Source organism: Fodinibius salinus (assembly GCF_008124865.1).
In the GTDB taxonomy this organism is placed as follows: Bacteria; Bacteroidota; Rhodothermia; order Balneolales; family Balneolaceae; genus Fodinibius; species Fodinibius salinus.
The window spans coordinates 1-14,837 of record NZ_VNHY01000005.1 but is presented as its reverse complement, the minus strand read 5'-3'; the positions used below and the strand labels follow the sequence as shown (position 1 = coordinate 14,837).

The following is a 14,837-nucleotide window of genomic DNA, read 5'->3' as shown; positions in this document are numbered from 1 at the left end:
AACAGTCGTCATTCAAACTGCCCGACGTTAATATCGCTATCTACATAACAACGAATTCGGCGACCGAGTTTATGTGAAATCAAATTTTCGAATAATTCTTTCTTTCCGTGTGGAACATCCAGTTCCAGCCGAATTAAATTGTGGTGTTCATCCATCTCATCAGTTGTATAAATAAAAATGTAGGTGTCACGGTCATCCTGCTCTTTTACTACAAAATCACGAATCTGGTGCCACGCTACTGTTTGTGAAGGCTCATTAGCATTTTTGACGATTCCGTAATCGGTAATAAATCGTTTGGTAGCCAACAAACTCGTTGAAAACCAACAAAAGCCCAACCAACCATAGACACCGGCAATAATAATTTCTTCCATCCCTCCTTGGCGTAAAGCAACTACACCTACCAGCAATACTGAAGACAGAAATAATGTAGAAAATAACGGATATCCCCATAATTTTCCTGCCTTCCAGCTGATACGCACATTGCGCAGGCGAATAACATTAACCAATGCAGCCGTTGCCATTACGGCAGCTCCCAAGGTAAATGCTCCCAGGATAAACCAAAAAATGATATTAAGCTCTGTGCCTAACATTAGTTATGATATTGATTCTGCTTTATAGAGCCGGGCAACAATAGTCTCACTCAGTAAAAAAAGCAAAGCAATCCAAATAAACCAGTTCCAAATTTCTTGCCCGAACATGGCCGTACTTAGTTCTTGGCTAAAATCATTTTCAGAAAGATTATTCGCACTGATAATTTTATTCTGGATGACATCATTTCCAAAATACTGCTGCCATTGCTCTTCTGATAACGGTTCGTAACGGGATTCCATTATACTTTGATTTACCCCGATATTCTGATTCCCTTCTTGCATCTCAATAGTTAACATCCCCGGCTCCCATTCTCTGCCCTCATAACGTATTTCCAATCCATCGGTTTTACGCTGGGTTTCAGCTTTGTATTCAGAATTGTTGAGCGTTAGTTGTATCTCCGAGGAAGTCGTATTAAACGTCCATTGAAAAGGTTGTCCCAACACATGTTGTTGCAAACCTGCCCGCTCTGAGCTAGAGGCATACAATGTGCTGCGATAAAAGAGTGGCGCAAAAATAGGGTTTACCGATAAGTTAGACCAGCCAGGATCGGTACCCAAAGATGCGATTAACACCACACCTTTTCCAAATCGTTGCTCAGTCAAAATAGGATCCCCGTTATCTGCTTTGAGCACATCCAGCCCTGTAGCACTCGTAGTATTTTGGTGACGGAAATAATAAAACAGCGACGACTCTTCAATGTTAATCTCTTCATCTTCTTTTTTAGAGAAAATATCATCCAATACGGGATGTCCCTCCTCTATTCCTGCCATTTTAGTAACGGGATTAAAAGAACCATACTCTCCTAACACATCAATAAACTGACCGGCATTAAAAAGCGAAAAAAACTGGTTATAGTTTTCAATAGTTCCCTGCTCGGAAGGGAAAAACAGTAGCCCATTGCCTGCCTGTACATATTGCTGTAAGCTATTAAACCAGTACTCAGGCACATTTTTGAGACCGTCCAGAATTATAGCATCATAGTTAGACCATTGTGAAGGGTTGACCTCGGACGACGACTCTTCCTTAAACGAAACTTGTGCATTCGTTTCCCGGGCAGCTTCTAACGCCGGCGACAAGTATGAGGGAAAAGAACTATTGCTGTTTTTACCACTTACTAACAAAACCGAATGCTTGCTGGGAATTCGTACTACAAAATTTTGCCGATTGTCATATTCAACCTGATCACCTTCAAGAATTAACTGTCCTGAAAGATCTCCAGCCGTTTCAGGGGTAATACTAAATTCAAATGTTTTTGTTTGTCCTTCCTCCAGCGAAAACTCATACTGCCCAGAACGTTCACCCTCTACTGACAGAGAAATAAACTGATTAGCCGCAGCAGTACTTCCTACATTTTCTACGGTTGCACTTATAGATACCGGAGTACCGTGACTTATCATTTGGTTATTTATCTCGACTGATGAGATAGCTAAATTCTGTTGTTTGCCTGCAGCAACGGTAATCAATTGTACCGAAACTTGCTTTTCCGTCTTTGAAAACTGTTCTATTTCTTCCAGATCGCTCAGCTGACTTTTCTGCCCATCTGAAATTATATAAGCAACCCCTTGCGACTGTGGAGCATTCTGCACATTGCGATAGGCTTTAGCAAATTGTTCCTTGGTATAGTGACCTGTATTGTTCGCCGTTACTTCTGAAACAGCATCCAATGCATCCTGCCTGTCAAGCGATCCCGTTTGTCCAACCGTTGATTTATTGGTCGTTACAATGATAAACTTGTCATCACTATTTGCATTTTGGATAATACGCTCAGCGATACCCTTAGCCTGATCAATGAGTGGCCCACGGTTGCCTACGCGCTGCATACTAGCACTATTGTCAATCATAATCGCCACTGCCTTGGGCGTTCCGGAACTTGTTGATCCAGTTAACGTTGGAGGCAAAAAGGGACGGGCTAATGCAAGCGCTAAGAACAGCAGCGCAATCATACGCAAGGCCATCAACAGATATTGTTTGATTCGGATGCGACGAATTGTACTTTTACGAAGCTCTTTGATAAAGGAAAGAGTTGAAAACGCCACTTTTTGCGGACGGCGTAAATTAACAAGATGAATAATCACCGGGATAGCCACTGCCAGCAACCCAATGAAGAAAAATGGATTTAAAAAACTCATTATTTGTAATAATTCTTACCTTATACCGCCCGTTATACCATTTAAAAACACTAAAAACATAACAACGAATTTGCAACTTTATTACCGAGAAATTTAGCCTATTCATGAATCAATCGAAACTTTCTAGTCTTCTAATATTCTTTCTGATCCTAATTTACGGATGCTCATCACTACCGGACCAGCCGTGGCCTGCCGCCGTACCGGATAAGACTTCATTTGTCATAATTCCCGCCAAAGATGCCACGTTGAACTCCGTTCTCAGTTCTTCATACACGCCTTTTCTTGATGACATTACCTCTTCGGCCATTCCCCTGCTTTCGCGTATTGATTCTACGGCTACCAGTCCCATCACGCTTGATGCCATTACCTTGTATCCCGGCTCGGGAGATCGACTTCAAACGGTTTGGATAACCCAAACATCTAATAACTTTTTAAAAAAGCTTGAGGAAAATTTTTACCAGAAATTTGCACAAAACGAGTATTATTTTGGCAATATTATTATCCATAAGCTGAGCCTACAGCAGCGAACACTTTTTGCTGCCCAGCTAAAGAACAACCTGCTATTATCAGAATCGAGCCTTGCCATTGAAGAAGCCATACGCGCCTATACAGGAGATGTTCCACGGGCCAAGCTTGATAGTCTTTCCCTGTCACCGGGACGTATTGTGATGAACACCCCTTCGCTGGATCGTTGGGCCCGCCAGCTTACTAAAGTAGGCTATAGACCACTTCTCAAGAAAGCACTCGACGGAACTAAACCCACTTTGTTATCTATTAACACAGAAGGCGAGAAGCAAAATATTCAATTTTCAGGCACACTGCCACTTAACAAAAACATTCCCAGTGATATAGTAGCGGCCTTCTCCAGCGAAAATGCTCCTATCTCTCTGGACAAATATATTTCTTCTAACGTCGCAGCTTTTGGTCTTTTTCGAATGGCTCCACAAACGGCAGCTCCGCGATCGCTGGCTGATACAACCAAGCTCGATTCTCTTTTCTTAACAAATAACCAGCGATATTCAAACATTGCTAACACTTTGAGCTCCGAATTTGCGCTCCTAACCTATGCCAAATCGGGTTTTCTCACTACCGGTGAACATGTTTTTGTACGAAAGACAAAAGATGCCAGCACCTTACGTAAACGGCTCCGCGAACTGGCCAATGCCGGACATATTCAGCCACGGGAGGGAACATATTTTGTTCAAAGCAGAGCCTTATCCAATATGATTGGAAGCCCACTATGCGGTTTTCAAAGCTTTTATCTGGATGTGACCGGAGAAGGGGTCATCATATCTAAACGAAAAGGATTAGTAGAAATGATCTCGTCCGATCGAAACAGGCGGCGAACAATGTACTATGAACAATCTTTCCGAGAGATAAAAAACGACCTTCCCCAGCGAATCAGTGGACTCTTTGTGACTTCGGAAGATTTCTATCCTTTCATTGAACCATTTTTGGCACCTGATAATTATGTGGATGTCATCACTTCGAAATTTGATAGAATGGCAGCGTCTGCCAAGCTAGATTCCTCACAAAAGAATTTGGACTTTAATTTAAAAACCTTTCAAACTGAGGATCGAAATGCTCCCTATCGCGAAAAATGGCTATTCCCCACAGGGTCTGACATCTCGGGCAAACCCGTACTAGCTGATATCGGAGGAAGCGAACAAAAAGAAATTATTTTTGTCACCAAAGCAGGCAAGCTGTACGCCCTTGCAGCAGACGGCACCGTGGTTATGCAGGGCAATACCGGCAGTGACGAGCCCATTGGTTCGCCCACTGTTTATGACTGGTACTCTACCAACCAAAATGTAATACTCGTAACAGCCGGCAATAAAGTGTACGGATGGAATGACAACGGGCAGCCACTGCCAAAATTCCCATTCCAGCTGTCCGAAAAAATCACTGCTCCTTTAGTCGTGAACGACATTGACAAAGATGGGCTGCCCAATGCATTAGTTGCTACAGCTAACCGCAAACTGCATGCCTTAAACGGTAGAGGGGAAGATATCAGCGGCTGGCCGGTAACCACCAATGCAAAAATTATACATACCCCAGCGGTTGAGGAAATACCGGGCGGTACATCGGTACTAGCAAATTCCCAAAATGGATTATACGCTTGGTCAGCTGATGGAAGCCTGCGCAAAAACTTCCCCAAATTTATCAACGCATCCCTCAATGGATCACCTGCAATTTATAACAATAATATTCTCGGGAATGCCGCAGATGGAAATCTTTACGCTATTGGACCCAAGAAGTTATTTGCAGACTCACTCAATGTCTTGGAAACAGCTTCTGACTCTTCAAACATCGAGGCTGTTTATACATCCGGCAGCCCATTACTTGGCACGCCATCGGTACATAACCTGACGGTCAATACCGAAGAGCAGCAGTATCGCGAACCTATGATATTAACAATGAGCTCCAATGGATCAGTTTTTCTGTTGAACACCCAAGGTCAACTTCGGTTTACTCAAAATATGGGCCAGCCGGCTGCCAGCTCCTTCTCTCCCTTCATTACTGATATTGATAGTAATAATAAGGATGATTTAGTAGCTCTAGCTAATTTTGGGCGCTTGTATGTATGGGAAGTACAAAGCGGAAAACGAATTTACTCAGTTCCTACATCAGGCATGCAACATCCTATTATTGCAGATATTGACGGTGACGGATACAAAGAACTAATGGCCCAAACCAGAGAAGGCCTACGGTGCTGGACGATCTTTGGCAGTGAAAACAGTGACCAGTGATCAGTCAAACAACTTTAACTTTGAAAACGGAAACTGCTCATTGTCAAAGAATATCTCCTAACGCTTCGGGAAGATGGCTAAAGCGAAATTCAAACCCATGTTGCTGTAACTTCTTGGGCTGTAATCGGAGACTGTTGACAATGGGATTAGCTGCCTCTCCAAACACGAGTTTCAGCACAAATTCGGGCACACGAAATAACGCCGGGCGACGAAGTTGTTCAGCTAGAATATTAGCAAACTTTTTCATCCGAACCGGATTCGGTGCATTCAAGTTATAGGCCCCCTCCAGATCATGATTATCAATGGGAAAAATCAAGCCACGGCACAAATCGTGCATATGAATCCACGGGAAAAATTGTTTACCCGTACCTACCGGTCCACCAACACCAAACTTAAAAGCTGGCAGCATTTGTTTTAATGCTCCGCCCTCCTGCTCCAAAGCAATCCCAATTCGGGGATGAACCAGTCGTACTCCGGCATCTGCCGCTGGTGAAGCAGAAGCTTCCCAGTCAATACATACCCGCGCCAAAAAGTCACTGCCTGAGCCTACCGATTCATCAATTACCTTATCACCTCGATCACCATAAAAACCCGCAGCTGAACCCGAAATAAATAACTCTGGTGGATTTTTCGCCTGCACAATTGCTTCTGCAATATCTGCTGTTCGCTCAATACGACTGTTATAAATCTGCTCTTTAACCTGCTGGGTCCATCGTCGCCCAAAAATAGGGGCACCTGCCAGGTTAATAACCACATCAGATTTATCCATTTCTGTAACTAAATCATCATCCCAAGAGATAAATCGTTGATTTTTAGCCTTTTCATTTTCATAACTTGCGGGATTCCGGGTTACGATTGTTAAAAAATGTCCCTGCCGCAATAACATTGTTCGAAGATATGATCCAATAAAACCCGTTGCTCCGGTAATAAAAATTTCCATAAAATTGTTCTATTTTTAAATTGCTTACATGTACATTAAAAGACAATCGATAATTTCGAAAGTTAATAAATATATCTACAATGCAGTCAACATACCGACGTTATTCGCTATTGGCAATACGAATTATCCTAGGGGCTGTATTTTTATTTTCAGGTATCGGTAAACTCATCGACAGCGGCTATGTGAACTATGATTTAGTGCGGTTGCTTTCGAGCACTTATTTCTGGGTTATCGAATATGCGGCTCATATTGTTATATCGTTGAGCATCGCTGAACTTGTGATTGTAGGATTCCTTTGTTGGGAAAAATATTTAAAATGGACTTTGACAGCCGCTCTGCTTTTGCTTGCCGGATTTACCAGTATCTTAGGATATTTTTACCTGCAGGGTATGAATATAGCAAGTTGCGGATGCTTTGGTGCTTTCAGTTTTGGCTCAGGACTAGAATTTACACTCATCCGTAATACGGTGCTTATGCTCCTCTGTATTGGTGGATTGGTGTTAATCCAAGCCCAAAAGCAGCAGTCCTCCCTTAATAACCATCACTGATTGTTTTAAAACTCTCGGTAATTATTTTTTGGTGATGCCCAAACCGGGTGCATTCCCTAAGCAAAGTTGTTTATCATCGGTAAGTTCAAGCCCTTCAAATGGATCATCACTGATAAGCAGATGACCGTCCAAATCGATATAATCTGCCCACGTTCCGAGCAGTGCTCCGGCGGCAATACCCAGGGTGCTTTCAATCATACAACCGACCATCACTTGTAAGTCTTGTTTTAAAGCCTCTGATAATACCGTTTTCACTTTCGTCAAGCTTCCTATTTTGGCCAACTTTATATTAATACCGTCAAACATTTGAGCAATTTCACTCAGCGATTCACTGCCTGTAAAACGTTCGTCAGCTATCAATGGCAGTGGTGACCAATCATAAAGTTCTTTCATTTGATTATCTAAATCCGACGGCATGGGTTGCTCAACTAACTCAATATTTTGATTAGCTAAAAAAGCAATATGATTTTTAGCCGTTTCCAAATCGGTCCATCCCTCATTGGCATCCACACGTATAGGCTTATCAGTTACTGATCGTATAGCCTCAATAATTTTACGATCCCGATCAGTACCCAACTTTACTTTAAGGATGGGGAATTCTTTAGCTTCCTGTACCTTCTGCTGCATTATATCAATAGTATCCAAAGCAATGGTATATGAGGTAGGAGGTGTCGAATTTGACGGAGCTTGCCAAAGACTCCAAAGTGACTGACCTTTGCTCTTCGCCCACCAATCGAGCCATGCCATTTCTACTGCTGCTTGGGCAGATTTTACAGACCTGTTATAGTCTCCAAGCTTAGATACCAGTTCATCTGCCGATTGGACATCGTCAAAGAAATTATCAGGAATATTCTTTAAGTAGCCCAACACTTTTTCCGCATCTTCGCCGTATCTGCTATTGGGAGCTGCCTCACCATAACCAGTAAAGCCATCAGCAGAAAGTGTTACCATCACATTTCTGACCGACTTTTTCGTACCCCGCGCGATGGTAAACGGATGGGCCAACTCAAGTTCCAGTGGTTCACATAAAAGTCTAAAGTGTGACATAACCCATCATTTGCAAAAAGTACAAATACACATAAAAAGCCGGTGCTGCTAGAATAAGCGCATCAAAACGATCAAAAAATCCACCGTGGCCCGGTAATATAGCTGAAGCATCTTTTACTTTTGCGGCACGCTTCATCCGGCTTGCTGTTAAATCACCGATGGGACCAAAGATACTAACAAATACGGCAGCAGGGGCCAGGACTAGTATGGGGACAGGCAACTGAAAAGGCACAAAATATATTACTAATCCTAATCCAACCAATGCTCCAAGAATACCGAAAGAAAAGCCTTCCCAGGTTTTATTTGGACTTATGGTAGGGGCCATTTTATTCTTCCCCAACGCCTTTCCACCAAAGTATGCAAATACATCATTACCCCAGACCATAAACAGCAAACTAATAGTTAATACAAAACCTATTTCGGGAGTCCCCATATTGCGGATTAAAATCAATGGTAACAGCCCCAACGGCCCATAAATGCCACAGAAAAAAGTATTGATTAACTCTTTTAATCCTCGGTCACTTGTTTTGAATATCTGAACAGCTACAAAAAATAACAGTATTCCAAATCCAATGATCAAATCATGTTCAACAAACGGCGTTAATAAAATCCATAAGCCAATCGTATAGGGAAAAAATTCTTCCGGCTTAAATCCTGCACTTTCAATAATTATCGACATTTCGCGCTGAACAAACAGGGATATAATAATCACTAATCCCACGAACCAGTAGTTTCCCAACCAAGTAAGGATCAGAAAAACCAACGCCGCCGGAACGGCAAACAGAATACGCTTGGTTAATTCACTCACAAGTACCAGTCTTATTCTTGTTCGTTTTCTGCATCCTCCGGAATCTCGAATTCCTCGAGTGCTTCACGGGCTTTCTTCTCATATTCATTTGGTACATACAGATAAACCATTCCCATTTCACCATAATTTACACTAAAGGAAGAATCCCTTTTAGAGAGAATATTGGAGGGGATATCTAGTTCATTCAAATAGTTCTTGGCAATTTCTACCTCATACTCGGTACCAGCCTCCATAACGCAAGTCCAATCTTCTATTTCATTGGGGTCTGAGCTGTCAAACATAATAACTCCCGGCTTAGGCCGTATTTATTGTATATTTTTTGTATATGAAATATACAATAAAACCACTAAATAACAGACTGGGAATTACAACGAAAATAGGTGGTAATGTTTCAGGCGCTATTTTTGCAAAGGCTGATTCAGGATAGTACTTGCCCATCACAACACTACCTGCATTGTTTACAAAATGGGCAACAATTGCAGGATAAACACTTTTTGAGGTCCACGTTAAGAATGCAAATACTATCCCAAGCGTGGCCAAAGGAAGTAAATTACTAAGTTGAACATGGTACATCCCAAATAGCAGACCCGAAACAATTATAGCAGCCAAAATGCCCCAGTTTTTTTGGAAAGAGCGCATGACATAACCTCGGTACAACAGTTCTTCACAAATAGCCGGAACTACGGCCACATGAAACAACATCACCCAAATAGTAAGATCACTGGTTAACAAACTTTCAATCATCTTCATCTGGGTATTTTGCATTTGAGTAAAAAACTCGGGGACTGGAAGAAATGAATTAATCCAGGCCAAGAACATTATAGTAGGCTGAATGACAAAAATAAGTATTACAGCCAGACCTATATTTTTGGGAGTATTTTTGTCGGCGTTAAAACGTAAAAAAGAAAGTTGAGTCTCCCCGGAGGTATGTAATTTTGTGATGAACCAAGTGCCCAATCCCATAACCAATACTTGTCCTATCGAATTGCCAATAATCAACAAGTCAGGGTGTTGGCCAAGCAGTGCCTGCATTTCGGCAGGATTAGGAGTAGCGCCATACTCTGATATAACTAAAAGACCACCAACGATGCCTCCCACAAGCTGAAAAAGCCCAAAAGCAACAACAATCCAAATTAAGGCCAGTGCCCAATCCGCAAAACCATTGCGCTGGACCCATGATTGGTAATTACCGTACAGAGAAGATTGCTTTGAATTATTATCTGCCACTATTTAGAAAGAAACTTACGGTCAAAATTCCGGTTCATCGATTCCAAAAATCTTGGCACCAATCATACCTGTTATCAAATTAAGAAGTCCCCAAATAGGCGCTTGTATCAACAAATTTACGAACACCGAACCAAAGCTATCTGAAGATTGAAACTGTCCGGCTATGGAATCGATTTGCATCTGCTTTTGTGCTTCGGGAATATTCAAGTTACCAATCATTGTAGTCAAATTTTCAAGAAGTTTTGGAATATAATCAGGATCTATTACTGACCACAACTGTGATGCAAACACTTCAACGACGACAATAATAACGCCAGTTATAAATCCTATTAATGCCCCTTTGCCCAGATCAAGCTGTCCGGCAAACTCTTTTGCATAATGCCATGCCGCCGTAAATCCTCCCAGCGTACCGATCAGGCAAGCTAAACAAAAGCCCACCACCGTAATAAGTAATGAACTCATTGCTTCCGAAGGATTGGCATTAATAATCATATATCCCACCAAAACAGGCAGCAAAAAATATATTAGCCCAAATATACCGCCTGAAATAAATACTGACGGCCAGTAATTGTTATCGGTTTCATTTAATTGCTCTGTTGTATCCATAGCAATATTCCTTTTTTATATTTAAATCATTAATAAAATAACCAATTAGAAAAATAACGACTGCGGTGCCAATCCCTACTCCGAAAAGGAAACGAGAAAACAATGTATTTTCCCAAAACCCAAGAAAATTCCCAGCTACATCAAATATGTTAGATATAAGAGCAATCGCTAACAGTGTTGCACTCCCCTTAATATTAATGCCCATCAGGTATCCAATAAAAGGGATCAAAATCCAAGATAGTGCAAAGCTCGCATATATTCCGAAGCATCGACTACACACGGCCATCGGTTGACCGGCTATCCAAAACGAACGGCTAGGCAGCTGATGACATAATTGCTGAAAGGCTTCATGTTGCCATTGAAATTGCCAAGAAACTGACTGCCCAAATAACCCACCGCCCAGTGCAGCTGCAACAGCACTGCAGCTTAATATCAATATCAATAAATAGAGCTTTTGCTGTCGAATTCGCATATCATCAGTTACTAGTCGCGGCAGTTAACTGATCAAGAAATTGTCCGGGAGCCCGACAGGGCTTACGATCTTCTTCATCCATAAAACAAAGATCCACGTTACCTATAATATGGGGCTGTTCTCTACGATCGGTATGTACTTTATAATATGTCTGCAACCGTACCGTAGGAATATCAAACAATAAAACATCAATTTGCATCAGCTCATCGTAAAAAACCGGGGCTTTATAATCCACTTCGGTATGTACCACCGGCAGCATTACTCCAAGTTCTTCGAGCTCGGTATAAGGGAAACCTAGCGATCGTATCATTTCCGTTCGGGACTCCTCAAAATACTCAAGATAACGACCATAATATACATAGCCCATTTGATCGGTCTCCCCATAGCGGCTTCTAAGCGTATGGGTATAGATATAAATGGGCTCTTTTTGAGGGAACAAAATAATTTACTTTTTCTTAGCTTTTGAAGCTGTTTCCCATTCTCCCATCTTGGAATATTTTTCGATACGATGCTCCACCAGCTCTTCGGCAGACATCTTTTTTAGTCGCTCAAGTGATGCCAGTAACTGCTCTTTAACAGCAGATGCTGACCGATTTGGGTCACGATGCGCGCCCCCTAATGGCTCTTCTATAATACCTTCGATGATTCCCATTTCTTCCAGATCGGGAGCCGTAAGCTTTAACACCGCTGCAGCCTGTTCCTTATAATCCCGGTTTTTCCATAAAATTGTAGAACATGATTCTGGAGCAATAACAGAATACCAAGTATTCTCCATCATATATACTTCGTTTCCCATCCCGATGCCAATGGCTCCACCGCTGGCACCTTCACCGATGACCACAGAAATAATTGGGACTTTGAGCGTCGCCATCATCTTTAAATTCTTGGCAATAGCTTCGGCCTGTCCGCGCTCTTCAGCCTCCAGTCCAGGATAAGCTCCGGGAGTATCCAACAGAGTGATTACGGGAATATCAAACTTTTCACCCAGCTTCATTAGCCGGTGCGCCTTGCGATATCCTTCAGGATTGGCCATCCCAAAACGGCGATACTGCCGACTTTTGGTATCACGCCCTTTCTGGTGACCCATAATTACAACTGACTGCCCGTTAATGGTAGCAAACCCACCAACGATGGCTTTGTCATCGCTTTGATAACGGTCACCGTGAATTTCTACAAAATTTTCAGTGATCTTATAAATATAATCTAATGTATAAGGACGATCGGGATGACGCGCCAGCTGTACACGCTGCCAGCGGGTGAGATTTGTAAAAATCGACTCCCTTAGCTCTTCAACACGCTCTTCAAGTCGCTCAATTTCAGGAGTTAGCACATCATCATCCGTTATAGAAAGCTCACTAAGTTCTTCGATCTTTTGTTCAAGATCTGCAATAGGTTGTTCAAAATCTAAATACTCCATACCAAATATTTATCGCTTAAAAGTCAGTTCAAATATAAGAACTAATGCTGAGATATTAAGATGTTATCTCAGTGATTTACAACTGTCCAAAAATGCTTTGAAGCTTGAGCGTCCATACCCGCCAAATAGCTTCCCACACAATACCTTTCGACATTTTTGATACTCCTTCTTCGCGTTCGCGAAAAATTATGGCTACCTCGCTAAGCCTGAAACCGGCTTTCCACGCTCGAAAATGTAGCTCAATCTGAAAAGCATATCCATTCGATCGAATGTTATCCATTGATATTTGTTCCAATACTTTTCTGTGGATGCACTTAAAACCGGCAGTGGTATCAGCGATTGGAAGCCCAGTAATAAATCGAGCATATAAATTGGCACTGTATGATAGGATCAACCGGCTTAACGGCCAGTTAATAATACTAATTCCCTTTGCGTATCGGGATCCGATGGCAACATCGGAGTCCCCATTTTTTACCTCATCAACTAAGCGCGGTAAATCTTCTGGATTGTGCGAAAAATCTGCATCCATCTCACAGATGTACTCATAATCATGGTCGAGAGCAAATTTAAATCCACGAACATAAGCCGTTCCTAATCCTAGCTTTCCTGATCGTTGAATTAAATGTAACCGATTACCATACTCTTTCTGATGTTCTTGTATAATTTGTGCCGTTCCGTCTGGCGAACCATCATCCACAACAAGAAGATGCATAGATGAATCTAATCCCATTACAGACTCAATAAGCCTGGTAATATTGTTAGACTCATTATAGGTTGGAACAATAACTAATGTCTTGTCAGACATAACAATTTAACAATTAGTCAGTACTAAAAACTTGATGCAACTATCCACTCAATAATTGCTAATAATACAAAAATAGTCTCTTAAAGTTACATCAAATAATTTATTAATTTCCAGCGCAATATTATCAACGTTATCCAAAACTTTTAATCCCTATTTTCTTGTTTGAGCTTAAAAAAACAGCAGATTCTAGCAAAGCACGACTTGGAACATTAACCACCGATCACGGCGAAATTGACACCCCTATTTTTATGCCGGTCGGTACACTTGCTACAGTAAAAGCAGTTAAACAGAATGATCTTATCAATAAAATTAAAGCGCAAATAATCCTTGGAAATACCTACCATCTTTATCTTCGACCCGGCTGTGATATTATTGAAAATGCAGGCGGCCTCCACCCATTTATGAGCTGGGATCGTCCTATCCTAACTGATTCGGGCGGCTACCAGGTATTTTCGCTTTCTGACAACCGCGAACTCACTGAGGAAGGGGCGGAATTTAAGAGTCACCTTGATGGTTCCAAGCATATGTTTACACCGGAGAGTGTGGTCGATATTCAACGCACGCTGGGCTCCGATATCATGATGGTACTGGATGAATGCCCTCCCCATCCCTGCAGCTACGAATATGCAAAGGAATCAATGGAACTGACCCACCGCTGGGAGAAACGAGGACGCGATGCTTTCTTAAATACAGACCCTAAATACGGACACAAGCAAGCACAATTCGGAATTGTCCAAGGTGGTACCTTTGAAGATCTTAGGATTGAATCAGCCAAGCGAGTAACTGATATGGATTTTGAGGGTATTGCAATTGGCGGATTAAGTGTAGGAGAACCTACCGATCTGATGTATGAAATGACTGATTTAAACACAGATTATCTTCCGGAGAACAAACCCAGGTATTTGATGGGAGTCGGTAAACCTGCTAACCTGTTACATTGCATCGCTCGTGGGGTGGATATGTTTGATTGTGTACTCCCAACACGAAATGCACGTAATGGTCAGATCTTCACTGAAAATGGTTATATCAATATTTCCAATGCTAAATGGAAAAATCATAATGAACCTTTAGATCCTAACTTTCCATCTGACTTGTGCTCTAAATATAAGATGTCTTATATCCATCACCTTTTCCGTAATAATGAACTGCTTGGACTCGAATTAGCATCTCTCCACAACCTCATCTTCTATTTATCACTTATGGATGAAGTAAAGGAGCGTATAGCAAATGATACTTTCCATAACTGGTACGAAGATAAAGCAGAGTTATTAAATACTAAGATCTGATACTTTTTTGAAGTATCACTTTTGTAAAAACCCTGTATAATTGACTTATAGTTATGCAGGGTTTTACTTTTCCAGATAGAGATAAGAAGTACTAAAAGTTTAAAACCCTCTTTAAAACAAAGAAAGCCCTTTGCGCAGGGCGCAAAGGGCTATATAATAACGAGCAGTCGGGGACCTACGCTCCCGGCCGGTTGGCCAGTACCATCGGCGC

Annotated in this window: 15 protein-coding genes; 3 read left to right on the top strand and 12 right to left on the bottom strand. The window is 41.8% G+C overall.

The features are described 5' to 3' along the window. Positions 1-8: 8 nt before the first annotated feature. Together LX73_RS12255 and LX73_RS12250 are read right to left on the bottom strand one after the other, a co-directional pair. Positions 9-590 (bottom strand): hypothetical protein, encoded by a 582-nt coding sequence (locus LX73_RS12255; protein WP_148899814.1) that lies wholly within the window; start codon positions 588-590, stop codon positions 9-11. 3 nt (positions 591-593) lie between these two features. Continuing rightward, positions 594-2,720, bottom strand: a complete 2,127-nt coding sequence (locus LX73_RS12250; protein ID WP_148899813.1) for a BatA domain-containing protein — start codon at positions 2,718-2,720, stop codon at positions 594-596. Between the two features lie 104 nt (positions 2,721-2,824). Here LX73_RS12250 and LX73_RS12245 point away from each other — a divergent pair, with 104 nt between their 5' ends. Next, positions 2,825-5,470: a PQQ-binding-like beta-propeller repeat protein gene (locus tag LX73_RS12245; protein ID WP_148899812.1), complete on the top strand. Its 2,646-nt coding sequence runs from the start codon at positions 2,825-2,827 to the stop codon at positions 5,468-5,470. A 43-nt stretch (positions 5,471-5,513) separates the two neighbouring features. Here the strand turns inward: LX73_RS12245 and LX73_RS12240 are convergent, their stop codons facing one another. Then, complete coding sequence (locus LX73_RS12240) at positions 5,514-6,410, bottom strand: TIGR01777 family oxidoreductase (protein WP_148899811.1); 897 nt, start codon at positions 6,408-6,410, stop codon at positions 5,514-5,516. 80 nt (positions 6,411-6,490) lie between these two features. Here LX73_RS12240 and LX73_RS12235 point away from each other — a divergent pair, with 80 nt between their 5' ends. Further along, positions 6,491-6,958, top strand: a complete 468-nt coding sequence (locus LX73_RS12235) for a MauE/DoxX family redox-associated membrane protein (protein WP_148899810.1) — start codon at positions 6,491-6,493, stop codon at positions 6,956-6,958. Between the two features lie 21 nt (positions 6,959-6,979). On the opposite strand, the gene LX73_RS12230 is transcribed toward LX73_RS12235, so the two are convergent. The 9 genes from LX73_RS12230 to LX73_RS12190 all read right to left on the bottom strand — a co-directional run bounded on the left by LX73_RS12230 (position 6,980) and on the right by LX73_RS12190 (position 13,340). After that, a complete protein-coding gene (locus tag LX73_RS12230) occupies positions 6,980-8,005 on the bottom strand; it encodes a dipeptide epimerase (protein WP_148899809.1) in 1,026 nt (341 codons plus the stop codon). Further along, positions 7,992-8,813, bottom strand: coding sequence for a phosphatidate cytidylyltransferase (locus LX73_RS12225; RefSeq protein WP_148899808.1), 822 nt, complete (start codon positions 8,811-8,813; stop codon positions 7,992-7,994). The genes LX73_RS12230 and LX73_RS12225 overlap by 14 nt, the downstream gene beginning before the upstream one ends. Positions 8,814-8,824: 11 nt before the next feature. After that, a complete protein-coding gene (locus LX73_RS12220; RefSeq protein ID WP_148899807.1) occupies positions 8,825-9,094 on the bottom strand; it encodes a putative signal transducing protein in 270 nt (89 codons plus the stop codon). Positions 9,095-9,107: 13 nt separating this feature from the next. Further along, entirely contained in the window at positions 9,108-10,040 is a 933-nt protein-coding gene (locus LX73_RS12215; RefSeq protein ID WP_148899806.1) for a CPBP family intramembrane glutamic endopeptidase, read from the bottom strand. 21 nt (positions 10,041-10,061) lie between these two features. Next, on the bottom strand, positions 10,062-10,646 hold the full coding sequence (locus tag LX73_RS12210; protein ID WP_148899805.1) for a DUF4199 family protein: 585 nt from the start codon (positions 10,644-10,646) through the stop codon (positions 10,062-10,064). After that, a complete protein-coding gene (locus LX73_RS12205; protein ID WP_148899804.1) occupies positions 10,621-11,118 on the bottom strand; it encodes a DUF2085 domain-containing protein in 498 nt (165 codons plus the stop codon). The genes LX73_RS12210 and LX73_RS12205 overlap by 26 nt, the downstream gene beginning before the upstream one ends. A gap of 4 nt (positions 11,119-11,122) precedes the next feature. Continuing rightward, on the bottom strand, positions 11,123-11,557 hold the full coding sequence (locus LX73_RS12200; RefSeq protein ID WP_246138248.1) for an acyl-CoA thioesterase: 435 nt from the start codon (positions 11,555-11,557) through the stop codon (positions 11,123-11,125). A gap of 6 nt (positions 11,558-11,563) precedes the next feature. Continuing rightward, entirely contained in the window at positions 11,564-12,535 is a 972-nt protein-coding gene (locus tag LX73_RS12195; protein WP_148899802.1) for an acetyl-CoA carboxylase carboxyltransferase subunit alpha, read from the bottom strand. A 76-nt stretch (positions 12,536-12,611) separates the two neighbouring features. Beyond that, positions 12,612-13,340 carry a polyprenol monophosphomannose synthase gene (locus LX73_RS12190; protein ID WP_148899801.1) on the bottom strand — a complete coding sequence of 243 codons (729 nt, stop codon included), beginning with the start codon at positions 13,338-13,340 and terminating at the stop codon, positions 12,612-12,614. A 158-nt stretch (positions 13,341-13,498) separates the two neighbouring features. Between LX73_RS12190 and tgt the strand changes: the two genes are divergently transcribed. Further along, a complete protein-coding gene (tgt, locus tag LX73_RS12185; protein WP_148899800.1) occupies positions 13,499-14,626 on the top strand; it encodes a tRNA guanosine(34) transglycosylase Tgt in 1,128 nt (375 codons plus the stop codon). The last annotated feature ends 211 nt before the right edge of the window (positions 14,627-14,837 follow it).

What these genes read in the sequence shown, in the direction of transcription:
- LX73_RS12255 (WP_148899814.1), bottom strand. Translation starts at nt 590, where the DNA reads ATGTTAGGCACAGAGCTTAATATCATTTTTTGGTTTATCCTGGGAGCA.
- LX73_RS12250 (WP_148899813.1), bottom strand. Translation starts at nt 2,720, where the DNA reads ATGAGTTTTTTAAATCCATTTTTCTTCATTGGGTTGCTGGCAGTGGCT.
- LX73_RS12245 (WP_148899812.1), top strand. Translation starts at nt 2,825, where the DNA reads ATGAATCAATCGAAACTTTCTAGTCTTCTAATATTCTTTCTGATCCTA.
- LX73_RS12240 (WP_148899811.1), bottom strand. Translation starts at nt 6,410, where the DNA reads ATGGAAATTTTTATTACCGGAGCAACGGGTTTTATTGGATCATATCTT.
- LX73_RS12235 (WP_148899810.1), top strand. Translation starts at nt 6,491, where the DNA reads ATGCAGTCAACATACCGACGTTATTCGCTATTGGCAATACGAATTATC.
- LX73_RS12230 (WP_148899809.1), bottom strand. Translation starts at nt 8,005, where the DNA reads ATGTCACACTTTAGACTTTTATGTGAACCACTGGAACTTGAGTTGGCC.
- LX73_RS12220 (WP_148899807.1), bottom strand. Translation starts at nt 9,094, where the DNA reads ATGTTTGACAGCTCAGACCCCAATGAAATAGAAGATTGGACTTGCGTT.
- LX73_RS12210 (WP_148899805.1), bottom strand. Translation starts at nt 10,646, where the DNA reads ATGGATACAACAGAGCAATTAAATGAAACCGATAACAATTACTGGCCG.
- LX73_RS12205 (WP_148899804.1), bottom strand. Translation starts at nt 11,118, where the DNA reads ATGCGAATTCGACAGCAAAAGCTCTATTTATTGATATTGATATTAAGC.
- LX73_RS12195 (WP_148899802.1), bottom strand. Translation starts at nt 12,535, where the DNA reads ATGGAGTATTTAGATTTTGAACAACCTATTGCAGATCTTGAACAAAAG.
- LX73_RS12190 (WP_148899801.1), bottom strand. Translation starts at nt 13,340, where the DNA reads ATGTCTGACAAGACATTAGTTATTGTTCCAACCTATAATGAGTCTAAC.